Source organism: Haemophilus parainfluenzae (assembly GCF_036288925.1).
GTDB lineage: Bacteria > Pseudomonadota > Gammaproteobacteria > Enterobacterales > Pasteurellaceae > Haemophilus_D.
This window is the reverse complement of the sequence record NZ_CP127167.1, coordinates 215804-229162: the sequence shown is the minus strand read 5'-3', so window position 1 is coordinate 229162 and position 13359 is coordinate 215804. Positions and strand designations below refer to the sequence as shown.

14 protein-coding genes are annotated in these 13359 nt (G+C 39.4%); 10 read left to right on the top strand and 4 right to left on the bottom strand.

Annotated elements, in window-relative coordinates; genetic code table 11:
• Positions 1-9 precede the first annotated feature (9 nt).
• The 4 genes from QQS40_RS01130 to ndk are packed head-to-tail and all read left to right on the top strand — an operon-like array spanning position 10 to position 4124.
• Complete coding sequence (locus QQS40_RS01130) at positions 10-939, top strand: glycosyltransferase family 2 protein (RefSeq protein WP_329505619.1); 930 nt, start codon at positions 10-12, stop codon at positions 937-939.
• Entirely contained in the window at positions 936-2354 is a 1419-nt protein-coding gene (wbaP, locus tag QQS40_RS01125; protein ID WP_070776175.1) for an undecaprenyl-phosphate galactose phosphotransferase WbaP, read from the top strand. The genes QQS40_RS01130 and wbaP overlap by 4 nt, the downstream gene beginning before the upstream one ends.
• A 38-nt stretch (positions 2355-2392) precedes the next feature.
• Positions 2393-3694 (top strand): aminopeptidase PepB, encoded by a 1302-nt coding sequence (pepB, locus tag QQS40_RS01120; protein WP_329505616.1) that lies wholly within the window; start codon positions 2393-2395, stop codon positions 3692-3694.
• 10 nt (positions 3695-3704) lie between these two features.
• On the top strand, positions 3705-4124 hold the full coding sequence (gene ndk / locus QQS40_RS01115) for a nucleoside-diphosphate kinase (protein WP_329505614.1): 420 nt from the start codon (positions 3705-3707) through the stop codon (positions 4122-4124).
• Positions 4125-4172: 48 nt separating this feature from the next.
• On the opposite strand, the gene QQS40_RS01110 is transcribed toward ndk, so the two are convergent.
• The 4 genes from QQS40_RS01110 to QQS40_RS01095 form a co-directional block, all read right to left on the bottom strand.
• Positions 4173-4904 (bottom strand): ABC transporter ATP-binding protein, encoded by a 732-nt coding sequence (locus QQS40_RS01110; protein ID WP_302481883.1) that lies wholly within the window; start codon positions 4902-4904, stop codon positions 4173-4175.
• The gene (locus QQS40_RS01105; protein WP_329505609.1) at positions 4897-5874 is read right to left on the bottom strand and encodes a FecCD family ABC transporter permease; all 978 of its coding nucleotides are present in this window, start codon (positions 5872-5874) and stop codon (positions 4897-4899) included. The genes QQS40_RS01110 and QQS40_RS01105 overlap by 8 nt, the downstream gene beginning before the upstream one ends.
• Positions 5875-6224: 350 nt before the next feature.
• Positions 6225-7010, bottom strand: a complete 786-nt coding sequence (locus tag QQS40_RS01100) for a substrate-binding domain-containing protein (RefSeq protein ID WP_329505607.1) — start codon at positions 7008-7010, stop codon at positions 6225-6227.
• Between the two features lie 73 nt (positions 7011-7083).
• Positions 7084-9006 (bottom strand): TonB-dependent receptor plug domain-containing protein, encoded by a 1923-nt coding sequence (locus tag QQS40_RS01095; protein ID WP_329505605.1) that lies wholly within the window; start codon positions 9004-9006, stop codon positions 7084-7086.
• Between the two features lie 227 nt (positions 9007-9233).
• Between QQS40_RS01095 and glyQ the strand changes: the two genes are divergently transcribed.
• The 6 genes from glyQ to QQS40_RS01065 are packed head-to-tail and all read left to right on the top strand — an operon-like array spanning position 9234 to position 13200.
• Positions 9234-10142 carry a glycine--tRNA ligase subunit alpha gene (gene glyQ, locus QQS40_RS01090; protein ID WP_005695296.1) on the top strand — a complete coding sequence of 303 codons (909 nt, stop codon included), beginning with the start codon at positions 9234-9236 and terminating at the stop codon, positions 10140-10142.
• A 53-nt stretch (positions 10143-10195) separates the two neighbouring features.
• Positions 10196-10846, top strand: a complete 651-nt coding sequence (locus QQS40_RS01085; protein WP_070582625.1) for an FABP family protein — start codon at positions 10196-10198, stop codon at positions 10844-10846.
• On the top strand, positions 10846-11103 hold the full coding sequence (locus QQS40_RS01080) for a hypothetical protein (RefSeq protein ID WP_049380690.1): 258 nt from the start codon (positions 10846-10848) through the stop codon (positions 11101-11103). The genes QQS40_RS01085 and QQS40_RS01080 overlap by 1 nt, the downstream gene beginning before the upstream one ends.
• Before the next feature lie 4 nt (positions 11104-11107).
• Complete coding sequence (locus QQS40_RS01075; RefSeq protein WP_049384805.1) at positions 11108-11554, top strand: hypothetical protein; 447 nt, start codon at positions 11108-11110, stop codon at positions 11552-11554.
• 9 nt (positions 11555-11563) lie between these two features.
• Positions 11564-12829: a histidine-type phosphatase gene (locus QQS40_RS01070; RefSeq protein ID WP_329505600.1), complete on the top strand. Its 1266-nt coding sequence runs from the start codon at positions 11564-11566 to the stop codon at positions 12827-12829.
• A gap of 5 nt (positions 12830-12834) precedes the next feature.
• Positions 12835-13200, top strand: a complete 366-nt coding sequence (locus QQS40_RS01065; protein ID WP_049369793.1) for an endonuclease domain-containing protein — start codon at positions 12835-12837, stop codon at positions 13198-13200.
• The last annotated feature ends 159 nt before the right edge of the window (positions 13201-13359 follow it).

The window sequence follows — 13359 nt, the reverse complement described above, 5'->3', positions numbered from 1 at the left end:
GGATGAAAAATGACCGCTCTTCAATTTGTATTATGTGTACCAACTTATAACGCGGGTAATAAATGGCAAGATTGGATCACAGCCTATCAATCTCAACTCTTGAAAGCTGATAAAGTAATTGTGATTGATTCTTCTTCTTCTGATAGTACGGTAAAATTAGCTGAAGAAGCAGGATTTTCAGTCTATTCTATTCCGCAATCCGTCTTTAACCATGGTAGAACTCGTAATCAAGCGGTTGAATTTGCCAAAAGTTTTGCTGATGTAGTGGTATTTATGACTCAAGATGCAATTTTAGCTTCACCAGATTCGTTAGCAAATTTACTCGCTCCTTTTGTAGATCCTGAAGTGGCTGCTGTTTGTGGACGACAGTTGCCACATCATGAAGCAACACCATTAGCAGCTCATGCTCGTTATTTTAATTATCCGCCTGAGTCTAGCGAGAGAACTCTAGCTGATATTTCAGTGTTAGGTATCAAGACAGCATTTATGTCTAATTCTTTTGCTGCATACCGCTTATCTGTATTTGATAAATTAGGAGGGTTTCCAGATAACACTATTTTAGCGGAAGATATGTATTTAACGGCAAAAATGATTTTATCGGGATATAAAGTTGCTTACTGCGCTGAGGCAACAGTGTTTCACAGTCATAACTATGCACTAAAACAAGAATTCCAACGTTATTTTGATACAGGTGTATTTCAGCAAGAACAGAAATGGATTCAACAAAAATTTGGTAGTGCTGCTTCTGAGGGAAAAAGGTTTGTACTATCAGAATTAAAGTTTTTATCCATAAAGTCACCGTATTTAATTCCTAAAGCTATATTATCTACATGTGTTAAGTGGCTCGGTTTTAAATTAGGTTATTATTACTATAGATTACCTTATAAGTGGTGTAGGGCTTTTAGTATGCATAAAGGATATTGGGATAAAGTAACATGAATAGAGCCAATTTTATTAAGTTTTTTCAAATTTCTGTAGATTTTGTTTCTTTTTGGATTTCTATTTTTTTAGCCTCCTTTGTTTTACTTAAATTTAGTAGGGCGGATGGTCAATATTTTCCCATAGAGCAGCTTTCATCTTTTATTTTTATTCATAGCCTTATGGGAGGATGCTGTGTTATTTGGTTTTGGATTCGTTTGCGTCATTACACCTACCGCAAGCCATTTTGGTTTGAGTTAAAAGAGATATTTAGAACATTATTAATTATTTTTGTTATTGAGCTAGCCATAGTTGCTTTTTCCCGTCTTTATGTTTCTCGTTATTTTTGGTCTATAACTTGGCTTTTTGTTTTTACTTTAGTGCCCTTGGGGCGAGTTTTAATCAAAAATTTACTTATCAAATTAGGATGGTATTTGAAAGAAACCATTATTATTGGCAATGGTAAGAATGCGAAAGAAGTATTTGATGCATTAAATAATGAGCCATATTTAGGGTTTAATATTAAATTGTTTATAAATACTGAAGAATATAAATCAGAGTTCATTGAAGGGGTGCCAGTTATGCGCCATAATCCTGAGTTGCTGATCAAACTGGTATCTCCAGAATTTACACAGTTTATTCTTGCTATAGATGAGGAAAATAAAGTAAAGCAGGATTTCTGGTTGCGTTATTTAATTCGAAAAGGCTGTCGTTCTATCTCAGTTATTCCTGATTTTCGAGGTATTCCGCTTTATGGTACGGATATGTCTTTTCTGTTTAGCCATGAAATGGTACTGTTTCGAGTAAATAATAACTTAGCAAAACGGTCTTCTCGATTTATTAAAAGAGTCTTTGATATATTGGGGGCCTCTTTTCTTTTGATTTTTTTATTTCCATTATGTATCCCATTGTATTTTCTTATTAAGAAAGATGGTGGAAAACTAATTTATGAGCATTCAAGAATTGGTCAGAATAAAAAAGAATTCAAATGTTTGAAGTTTAGAACAATGGTAAATAATTCTGATGAGGTTTTAGAAAGAATTTTAGCAACGGATGAAAATGCTCGTTTAGAATGGGAGAAAGACTTTAAACTTAAAGATGATCCTCGTATTACACCTATTGGAAGATGGCTAAGAGCGAGAAGTCTAGATGAATTGCCACAGCTTTGGAATGTTCTCAAAGGTGAAATGAGTTTAGTGGGACCTCGCCCAATAGTAAAAGAGGAGTTACCTTATTATCAGGAGGACGTTGATTATTATCTTATGGCAAAACCTGGAATGACAGGTTTATGGCAGGTGAGCGGACGAAATAATGTAAGTTATGATATTCGTGTCTATTTTGATACTTGGTACGCAAAGAACTGGTCATTATGGAATGATATCGTGATTCTATTTAAAACATTTAAAGTTGTATGGAAGAAGACCGGAGCTTATTAGCAAAGTAACTTATACAATAAATAAAGGAGAACAACCACATGCAAATTACATTATCAACGGCTCCCGCTTCGGAGAGTTGGGGCAAAGATGCTATTTTAAGTTTTAATCAAGATCAAGCCGTTATTCATCTTAAAGATGATGAAAAATCGAACCTTGTTTTAGTGCAAAAAGCGGCACGTAAATTACGTGGGCAAGGTATTAAAGATGTTGAGCTTGTAGGGGATGCATGGGAATTAGAAAATTGCTGGGCATTTTATCAAGGTTTTTACACGGCGAAGCAAGATTATTCGATTGAGTTTCCTCATTTAGAGGATGAGCCACAAGATGAATTATTGGCTCGTATTGAATGTGGTGATTTTGTGCGTGGCATTATTAATGAACCGGCACAAACCCTTACCCCGGTTAAATTAGCAGAACGTGCGGCTGAATTTATTTCTAAACAAGCCGAAAGTTATGCCGATAAAAGTGCGGTCAGTTTTAAAATCATTTCTGGTGAAGCGTTAAAAGAGCAAGGTTACCACGGGATCTTTACTGTGGGTCGCGGGTCTATTAATCCGCCAGCCATGCTGCAATTAGATTTTAACCCGACTAATGATCCAAATGCGCCAGTATTAGCATGTTTGGTCGGTAAAGGTATTACTTTTGATAGTGGCGGTTACAGCATCAAACCAAGTGATGGCATGAGTACCATGCGTACCGATATGGGCGGCGCTGCGTTATTAACGGGAGCATTAGGATTTGCGATTGCGCACGGTTTGAATCAACGTGTAAAACTCTATCTATGCTGTGCGGAAAACTTGGTGAGTGATAATGCATTTAAATTGGGCGATATCATCACATATAAAAATGGTGTAACCGCGGAAATTTTAAATACTGATGCGGAAGGCCGTTTGGTATTGGCGGATGGCTTAATTGAAGCCGATAGTCAAAACCCACAATTTATTGTCGATTGTGCAACCTTAACCGGTGCGGCGAAAGTGGCGGTCGGTAATGATTACCACAGTGTGCTTTCTATGGATGATGCGTTGGTAAATAGCTTATTCCAAGCGGCGAAAGAAGAAAATGAACCGTTCTGGCGTTTGCCTTTTGAAGCGTTCCATCGTAGCCAAATCACGTCTTCTTTTGCAGATATTGCAAATACAGGCACAGCGCCAGTTGTCGCTGGTGCAAGTACTGCAACGGCATTTTTATCGTATTTTGTGAAGAACTATCAACAACGTTGGTTGCATATTGATTGTTCGGCCACTTATCGTAAATCAGGTAGTGATTTATGGGCGGTTGGTGCAACCGGAATCGGTGTGAAAACTTTAGCAAATTTATTAGTAACGAAAGCAAGTTAAGTAGGATTTTATGACAGAACGTACTTTTTCAATTATCAAACCAGATGCAGTAAAGCGTAATTTAATTGGTGCTATTTTAGGGCGTTTTGAATCACAAGGATTCCGTGTTGTTGCCCTTAAAATGGTGCAATTAACCAAGGATCAAGCGGAAGGTTTCTATGCAGAACATCAAGGTAAACCGTTTTTTGAGCCGTTGGTGGAGTATATGATCTCTGGACCGATGGTGGTTTCTGTGTTGGAAAAAGGAAATGCCGTGAAAGATTACCGCACTTTGATTGGTGCAACGAATCCAGCTGAGGCGGCAGAAGGCACTATCCGCAAAGACTTCGCGTTAAGTCAGCGTGAAAACTCTGTCCATGGTTCTGATAGTGTTGAAAGCGCAAAACGAGAAATTGCTTATTTCTTCGTAGATTCAGAAATCCAACCATAATTCATTTCTATAAAAAAGCACTTAGTGAATCGCTAAGTGCTTTTATTTTTATTGCTTTTCAATTTTTGAGATAGTCTTTTTCATTGGATCAATTTCAGCTCGAATATGAAAGGCTTTCGCTAAATTCTCCGCATTTAACACGGCTTGCGTCTCACCTACAGCTAACAATTTTCCTTTATCTAATAGAACAATTTCATCACAAAATTGATAAGCCAACGAAAGGTGATGAATTGCGACGACACACGTATGTTCCGGTGTGAGTGATTGAAGCTGTTCCATCATATCAATTTGATAATAAGGGTCGAGCGGTGCAATCGGCTCATCGACTAATAAAACAGGTGATTCCTTAATACAGCAACGAGCGAGTTGTACACGCGCTTTTTCGCCTCCAGAAAGTTGTTGGAAAGGTTTGTCGAGCAAATGAGCTACCGCAAACTTTTCTGAAAACGCTTGAATTTTTGACCGCTCTTTTTCTTTTGGTAAGGTCGCAGCTAAACCTAATGCAATCACATCATAAACGGATAAATCCCAATGAATTTGCGTATTTTGTGCAAGGTAAGCAATGTGTTGGCTTTTTTCGGTTGCGTTCATCTTACTTAATGGCTGATCATCAAACCAAACCTCCCCTTGTTTGAGGGGCAGGATACCCGCAATGGTTTTCAATAAGGTGGATTTTCCCGCCCCATTGGCACCCATAATGCCAATCAATTTACCTGATGGAAGCGTACAGTAGATATCATTTAAGCAATAAGATTGGGTGAGTTTTTCAATTCTAATCATAGATTTTTCTCTGTTGCGTTAATAACATCCAAATCAAGCAAGGTGCACCGATAAGTGCAGTCAATGTGCCGATGTAAATATGTGAGAACAGCGGGATATATAAAATGGCTAAATCGGCCAGTAACAGCAATAATGCCCCGATTAACGCACTCGTAAGGTAAAGTTGCGATGGACGTGCTTTCAGTAAAATACGGGCGAAGTGTGGCGCGATTAAGCCGATAAAACCGATGGTACCGGTTTGTGGAATGGTTGCACCGACTAATAAGGCCACACCAAAGGTGCTGATGAAAAAGCTACGTTTCGGATCTACGCCCATGGTGCTCGCAGTTTCTTCACCAAAGGTGAGTAAATCTAAGTATCGACGAGTGTGGTATAAGCAGAAAACCCCTGCCAGAACAATCGGGAGTGAAATAAGCAGGGTATCTAATTTCGCCCACATCAACGAGCCTTGTAGCCAACGATAAAGTTCAGCTAATGCCCATGGGCTTTCTGCGTTGGATAGCAGTAATGCAATTGCTGAACCAAGTAACATATTGACCGCTAGCCCGCTTAGAATCATCATCGTAGTGCCGTAGTTTTTGGCGATTAAATACACGATGAAAAAGCTTAAAAGCGCCCCAATTACTCCTCCAGCTAAGAGCAGTGAAAATGGCACGGCAAAATAATAGAGGATAAATACACTAGCGGCTGTTGCCCCAGCGCTACTGCCGAGTAAGCCTGGACTCGCTAATGGGTTTTGGAAAATACCTTGCATCGCATTGCCCGCTATTGCTAGGCTAGCGCCTGTCAATAAAGCTAAACCAATGCGCGGAAAACGAATATCCCACAGCACCATTGAACGCATATCGGTGAGTACGCCATCCGCATTTTTGAGATGCGCGAAATCACCGAGCTGATGATAAACTGCAAATCCGCTAATCAACAGTAACGCGAAGAAAAGTGCGGTATTTAATTTGAGTGTTTTGGTCAATGATCAATTTCCTATGTAATCCAAATATCATTTGTTAATTTGATTCTGTCAAATCTCCACTAACCCCTCTTTGCTAAAGAGGGGAATTATAGTGTCGGGATTTATAATTCTGATGTTTTATTCTAATCATTTATACATAAAAGCTGTAAATACATTATCTTGGGCTAATCTAATCATGCAATTTCTCTCTTTAGTAGAGAGAGTGGGATTATAGTGTCAAGATTTATAATTCTGATGCTTTATTCTAATCATTTATACATAAAGACATATAAATATGTCATCTAGGGTTAATTTAATCATGAAATTCCCCTCTTTAGCAAAGAGGGGTTAGGGGAGATTTGTCAGCTACATTATTTTAACTGTTGATAAATCTTCTCCGCCCCTTGCCACACACCGTAATCGAAACAATAGGTATATTTCATCGGGATGCTGATAAGCGGTTGGTTTTTGAAAAAATCTTGCAACATAGGGTGGTGCAGTAATTCAGCTTGCGCATTGTAACCTTGTTTATCAGACAGAGAAATGAGCACATTCGGTTGGCTTAAAATCACTTTTTCTAGCGAGAAGTTTTGTGCGGTTAGTGGCGTTTTTAACGGTGTTAATCCGAGTAGGTTTAACAGCACAGGATATTGCGGATAATAACTCTCTACCACACCTGTCTCTGACAAAATCAGTGTGTCAGTAAGCGGTCGATTTAAGTGAAAGTTTTGTGATTTGAGTTTTGTTACTAAATCTGCCGCCTTTTGCTCATTCCCAAGTTGTTTGCCTAAGTCTAGAATCAGCGCAAATAATTCATCTGGTGTCTGCGGACTGTCGTTAATCGGGATAATCTTCGCGTTGAGTTTTTTCAGCTCTGCGACTAATTGGGGATAAAAAGTTTCATTAATCAGAATAGTTTTATCTAAATAGGGCAATAATTCCGTTAATTGCGGTTCCAGCACAGGTTTGTTGGTATTGATTTTGTCTAACATCATCAACGGATTTTTCGAATAAGGTGACTGTGCAGCAATTTGCGAAGGCTCAGCCAGTTCGATAAGCAGTCTGTCACTGCAAAGCGTAAGTGAGACAAATTGTTCCGAAGCCTGAGCGGTAAACGGAAGAAAAAGTGCGATTAAAATTAAGCGAGTTTTTTGCATATAGATAATGATACGCTACGCCATCAAGAATGTAAAAAGGCGTGCTAAGCACGCCCTTATAGGTAAGGAAGAATTAGAACGATCCTTTTAACCCAACGTAAACATTACGTCCTTCTTGGCCGTAGCCCAGTACGTTTTCGTATTTTTTATTGAATACGTTGTTAAGGTTTGCATAAATCGTCAAGCTATCCGTCACTTTATAATTTACGCCTAAGTTTGCCAAGGTGTAAGATGGCAATTTTACTTTATGCGTGCTGTAGGTTGGTGAATAGTAGGTATCCATGCGTTTGCCGGTATAAGACACATTCACATCAGCACCTAACTTTTCAGTGATTTGGTATGCTAAGCCCGCATTCGCTAAATGTTTTGGACGACGTGCTAATTCAGCACCTTTGCTATCTCGGGTTTGTGTGTAGGTATAGTTCGCATAAGCTGTTAATGCATCGGTGATTTTACCGTTATAAGCCACTTCAACACCTTTCACTTTGCTCTTACCTTCAAGGTTTACGGCACGGCTTGCATAAGTGGTGAAGTTGATTACTTCGCTGCTAATGGCATTTTTCACATTACGAGCGAAATAAGTCACATCAAAGCTATGACGACCATCATTGGTTTCAAATAATAAACCAACATCGCCACCTAAACTTTTCTCAGGTTGTAAATTCGGGTTGCCGATATAGCGCGCGTTGTAGCCGTAATATTCAGTGATCGTTGGGTTTTGAATCGCTGAACCAAAACTTGCGTGTGCTTTCACGTTATTATGTAAACGATAAGCGCCCGCGATGCGGCCAGTCCATGAGTTTTCATATTCAGAGCTGTCAGTGTAACGGCCACTGATATTTAAGCTATGATCTGCATCGTGTAATAAGCGATATTCTGCCGCTAAGCTTTTCTCAATAAGCTTTTTATTGCCAGCATTGTTGAAATAAGACGAGTTGAAATCTGTTTTTTGATAGTCAGTTAAGAAGCTTAAACCTTGTGTGAGAGTGCCTTCACGATCGAAATTGACATCTAATTGATAGTTTGCATTGAGTTTTTTCGCATCATAAGCTGATGTATAGCCAACGGTATCGCTGTCAGTTTTGAGATGGCTTACACCAACCTTATGTTTAAGCAATTGATCGTCATTACCTAAGAAGCCACTTAATTTGAATAAGGTATCACGTGTGCGAGTGTAGTGGCCTTTTTCATCTGTTGCGCTGTTATCAAAGTTAGCCGTTTGGCTGCTGTGAGAGGTTAAGAAATCAAAACCTTTTTGATTATCGTCATAGCCAAAACGAAGAGAGGCATTATCACGATGGAATTTATCGCGTTCGTTTGAGCCACCGGTACTTACCGCTGTGCCATCTTGCGCGGTATAGTTAAATCGGTTTTTGCTGAGTGCTGAAATGCCTTTGGTATGGTGGCTGTCACCGTGTAAAGCATAATAGAAGCCGTTATTTGAGCCTGAAAGGGTTAATGAACCATCTACTGTACGATTAGAGCCAGTGCCGAAATCGTAATCAACGTTGAAGGTTTTGCCTTTTTCTAAGCCTTTCTTCGTGGTGATATAAATCACACCACCCATCGCATCACTTCCCCAAAGAGCTGATTGCTCGCCGCGCAATACTTCGATGCGGTCAATATTGCTTAATGCTAAGCCACCGAAATCAAAGCCATAACCAGAAACTGGGTTCACTTTCACGCCATCAATAATCACTGCAGTGTGGTTTGCATCCGCACCACGTAAGAATACATTAGTTAATGTGCCACGACCGCCTGAAGTACTCACGGCTAAACTCGGTACCGTTTTCAATACGTCACTGACATAAGTCGCACCACGTTGTGCAAAATCTTTTTCAGTTAAAACAGTAACAGATGAGGCGGTTTGATGAAGGCTAGTTGGCGTGGCTGATGCAGAATAGACGTTAATCACATCTAATTTTGCCACGTCTTCAGCCGCAGCTAATGCTGGAATCGCTAATAAAATCGCTGAAGTAATCACATTTTTTTTCATTTTAAAATCCCTAGGATAAAAGTCTGTATAAAAGCGCCAGCAGTTTACACATTTGAGGCCTGGCAAGCAAATCTCTCATGATGAAAATAACTCATCATCAAAATGAATGAAATTTAAGAGAAATAAAAAATTTAAGGATTTTTCTGACCGCACTTTTTCGCCTTTATCCGCCTTATAGTTTCAAGTATAATGCCTGTATTTTTCATCACATTGTTATTAAAAAAATTATGAGTACAAAATTCAACGTAAAAACATTCCAAGGCATGATTTTAGCCTTGCAAGAATATTGGGCAAATCAAGGTTGTACCGTTGTTCAACCTTTTGATATGGAAGTGGGCGCAGGGACTTCTCACCCAATGACTGCATTACGCGCATTAGGCCCTGAGCCAATGGCATTTGCTTATGTGCAACCTTCACGTCGTCCGACCGATGGTCGTTATGGCGAAAACCCAAACCGCTTACAACATTACTACCAATTCCAAGTGGTAATTAAACCTTCTCCAGATAACATTCAAGAACTCTATTTAGGTTCACTTGAAATGCTCGGTTTCGATCCAACACAGAACGATATTCGTTTCGTGGAAGATAACTGGGAAAACCCAACTTTGGGTGCTTGGGGTTTAGGCTGGGAAGTGTGGTTAAATGGTATGGAAGTGACCCAATTTACTTATTTCCAACAAGTGGGTGGTTTAGAATGTAAACCGGTAACAGGTGAAGTGACCTACGGTTTAGAGCGTTTAGCCATGTACATTCAAGGCGTAGATTCTGTGTATGACCTAGTTTGGTCTGACGGCCCATTAGGCAAAACCACTTACGGTGATGTGTTCCATCAAAACGAAGTCGAGCAATCCACGTACAACTTTGAATATGCGGATACTGATTTCTTATTCTACTGCTTTGATCAATACGAAAAAGAAGCAAAAAGCTTATTAGAATTAGAACGTCCGTTACCATTACCGGCTTACGAGCGCATTTTAAAAGCGGCACACAGCTTCAACTTGTTAGATGCACGTAAAGCGATTTCGGTCACAGAGCGTCAACGCTATATTTTACGCATTCGTGCATTAACTAAAGGCGTGGCGGAAGCGTACTATGCGAGCCGTGAAGCCTTAGGTTTCCCAGGTTGTAAAAAATAAGGCGAAAAACGACCGCACTTTAAGCATTAACACAACGATATAAGGAGAACATGATGAAAGATTTTCAATACCCAGACGATATTTATACTGAAGCAGAAACTGATCCTAATACACTCGCGAATTTAGGCCCATTGGCAAAATTAGCGGGTGTTTGGGAAGGTAAACGCGGTGTGGATATCAACCCAAAAGCAGAAGGGCCAGAAAAAGATCCTTATATCGAACGTTACGAAGCCCATCCAACGGATGCGCAAACCAATGGTCCGCAACTCTATTATGGATTACGCTATCACACCCATATTGTACAACCAGGCGAAGTGGAGACGTTCCACGATCAAGTGGGTTATTGGTTATGGGAACCTGAAACAGGCAATATTTTATTAACAGGCAGCATTCCACGTGGCCAAACGTTTATTGCTGTCGGTAATGCACCGGCTGATGCGAAAGAGTTTACGGTAAAAGCAGTACGTGGTTCACTAACAAACGGTATTATTTCTAATCCGTTCTTAGAGCGTTCATTTACCACGGAAAGTTTTGAAATGACGGTAAAATTCCATGATGATGGCTCTTGGTCATACGATCAAACCACAACCATGATTATCCCGAATTATGATGCGCCATTTGAACATCGCGATCGTAACCGTTTAACGAAAATTGCTGACCCGAAATTAAATCCAACTGCGGCAGCAGAACAAGGAGGTGAATAATGAAACCTATCCTTTATTATGCAGCAGATTGCCCTGATACTGCGCCATTTGTGGCAGAGTTAAAACGCTTGGGCGTGGATTATGAGGCAGTGGAAGTATTATCTTCCATTCCAAACTTGAAACAATGGTTGCGTTTGCGTGATCGTCATGCCGCATTTGATGATGCAAAAGCACAAGGCTATGCGGGCTTTCCGGCATTATTGTTAGATGATGACCGTGTTATTTTAGATGAATCCAAATTAAAAGAGATTTTTTAAAGTAATGAAGAAAGTCAGTTTTTTGCAATTTTTATTTAGAATTGGTGATGACTATTTAATGTTTTTGCGAAATTTAACACCCGCTGTGTTGTTTTTATCACTCGCGTTATTTATGTATTCTGAGCTGAATTGGACACATTGGGCGTGGAGTAATGTGCTCGTGCTGTTTTTAAGTTTGGCTTCAGGATTTATTGCACTCAGCGTCATGGCAATAAATACCGTCGCTTTTGTACGCAAGATGCTGAAAACCTTAAGAACACTAGGCGGAGAGAGCGAACTTGATGAAAATATTGGTACGCTCGCATTATTTAAAATGCTCTGGGTGGAGAGCAACAGTAAACAACTAATCTTTTTTGCGGTAGTCAATATTGTTGCAGTATTTATGGTGTTAGTTTACGGCACCAAATATGCCTTGAATTTTTATAGCTCAATTTCAACATTAAATGATTAAATCTCGAATATGAAAAAAATAACCCTAAAATTCACCGCACTTTTGCTTGGCTCAGCTTTAGCAAGTAGTGTGTTTGCAACAGAAAATGGTCAAACTTCCTCAAGTTCTGATTATGAATTAGAGAAAGTATTGATTTTCAGCCGACACGGATTGCGTTCACCAGTGGAAAAAGATCCGCAAGAAATGGCGAAATATTCCCCTTATGAATGGGCAAAATGGAATGTACCATCTGGCTATCTCACTGCAAAAGGGACGGTGCTAGAAACCTATTTCGGACAGTATTTAGGTCAATGGCTTGCAGATAAAGGGTTACTAACAACAGAACGTTGTGCATCGGGTGAAGGTATTTTCACTTATGCGAATGCAGTACAACGCACAGTTGCAACAGGGCAAGCGATTGTGGCAGGGGCTTTTGCCGGATGTAATGTGCAATTACACCATCGCGGTGAAATTGGTTCAGAAAAAGATCCAATTTTTACGACAAAAGTCCACAATCCAAGTAAAGCTTTGATCGAATCAGAAAAAAATAATGTAGATTTAACCGCTTTACAGAAAAAATTAGCACCAAATTATGCGCTATTGAGTGAAATCATCGATTATAAAAACTCACCAAACTGCTTGCAAAAAGGCGAATGTGATTTAGGTGGAAAAGTCGGTGAATACAGTATTGAAGACGGCAAGTCGGTCAAAATTACTGGTTCTATCAGCACCGGGAAGAAAATTGTCAGTGCATTATTGCTCGCGCATTATGTGGGTAAGCCTGATTCAGAAATTGCAAATGGTCGTGTGGATAGCCAAGAAAAATGGCGTGCAATTAACGAAATTAAAAATGAATATTACCGCACGTTATTTAAAAATAACGAAGCGTTAGCACAAAATGCATCATACCCGCTATTGGCATTTATTCAGCAACAGCTAAATAGTGAAAACAAAATTAACTTGTTGGTTGGACACGATTCTAATATCGTCGCTCTGCTTGCCGCACTGGGTGTTGAGCCTTATGAGTTGGATGATTCGTTGGAAAATATCCCAATCGGTGGCAAGTTGCTATTTGAAGTGTGGAAACACAAACCCAGTGGTAAGCTCAAATTTAAGTTGGATTATGTTTATCAAACCACTGAACAGCTGATTAATATCACGCCATTAAGTTTATCAACACCACCAAACCAAACCGCCTTAACTCTCAAAGGCTGTGAAAAAGATGAAAAGGGCTTCTGTGATTACGAACGTTTTCAACAGGTGTTGAGTGAGAGTATTAAGAACGGTAAGAAATAGCGTTCATGCAACCCTATGAAAAATACTTAAAAGAGAATTCGCAGAAATTGCGAGTGGATCAAACGGATGCGGAAAGAAAATTATGGCAACGCATCAATCGAGATCAATTATTAGGATTTCGATTTAATCGACAAAAGCCACTTTTAAGTTATATCGTTGATTTTTATTGTGCGAAAGCAAAGCTGATTATCGAATTAGATGGTAGTCAGCACTATGAACCTGATTATCAGGAAAAAGACGCATTGCGAGATGCAGAATTAAATTCACTTGGTTTTACGGTGATGCGATTTAGTAATGATGAAGTCATGCGTGAAATTGAAGGTGTAGTAGAGCAGATTTATTTGTTTTTGGAGAATGTGAGGGCTGATTGAGTATGAGGTTGGATTAACCTCTGCCAAATCTCCCCTAACCCCTCTTTGCTAAAGAGGGGGATTTATTGAGTAAATTGATAGTAACTGACTCATTTACATTTTAATTTCAATAGAGATTAAATTATCTGCTTTCAAAAAACGTTAAAGTAGAACATAAAT

Bases quoted from the DNA above. Each gene is read 5' to 3' on its own strand.
- ndk (WP_329505614.1), top strand. From the start codon at position 3,705: ATGACAGAACGTACTTTTTCAATTATCAAACCAGATGCAGTAAAGCGT.
- glyQ (WP_005695296.1), top strand. From the start codon at position 9,234: ATGAGTACAAAATTCAACGTAAAAACATTCCAAGGCATGATTTTAGCC.
- QQS40_RS01075 (WP_049384805.1), top strand. From the start codon at position 11,108: ATGAAGAAAGTCAGTTTTTTGCAATTTTTATTTAGAATTGGTGATGAC.
- QQS40_RS01100 (WP_329505607.1), bottom strand. From the start codon at position 7,010: ATGCAAAAAACTCGCTTAATTTTAATCGCACTTTTTCTTCCGTTTACC.
- QQS40_RS01130 (WP_329505619.1), top strand. From the start codon at position 10: ATGACCGCTCTTCAATTTGTATTATGTGTACCAACTTATAACGCGGGT.
- QQS40_RS01080 (WP_049380690.1), top strand. From the start codon at position 10,846: ATGAAACCTATCCTTTATTATGCAGCAGATTGCCCTGATACTGCGCCA.
- wbaP (WP_070776175.1), top strand. From the start codon at position 936: ATGAATAGAGCCAATTTTATTAAGTTTTTTCAAATTTCTGTAGATTTT.
- QQS40_RS01110 (WP_302481883.1), bottom strand. From the start codon at position 4,904: ATGATTAGAATTGAAAAACTCACCCAATCTTATTGCTTAAATGATATC.
- QQS40_RS01070 (WP_329505600.1), top strand. From the start codon at position 11,564: ATGAAAAAAATAACCCTAAAATTCACCGCACTTTTGCTTGGCTCAGCT.
- QQS40_RS01085 (WP_070582625.1), top strand. From the start codon at position 10,196: ATGAAAGATTTTCAATACCCAGACGATATTTATACTGAAGCAGAAACT.
- QQS40_RS01095 (WP_329505605.1), bottom strand. From the start codon at position 9,006: ATGAAAAAAAATGTGATTACTTCAGCGATTTTATTAGCGATTCCAGCA.
- QQS40_RS01065 (WP_049369793.1), top strand. From the start codon at position 12,835: ATGCAACCCTATGAAAAATACTTAAAAGAGAATTCGCAGAAATTGCGA.
- pepB (WP_329505616.1), top strand. From the start codon at position 2,393: ATGCAAATTACATTATCAACGGCTCCCGCTTCGGAGAGTTGGGGCAAA.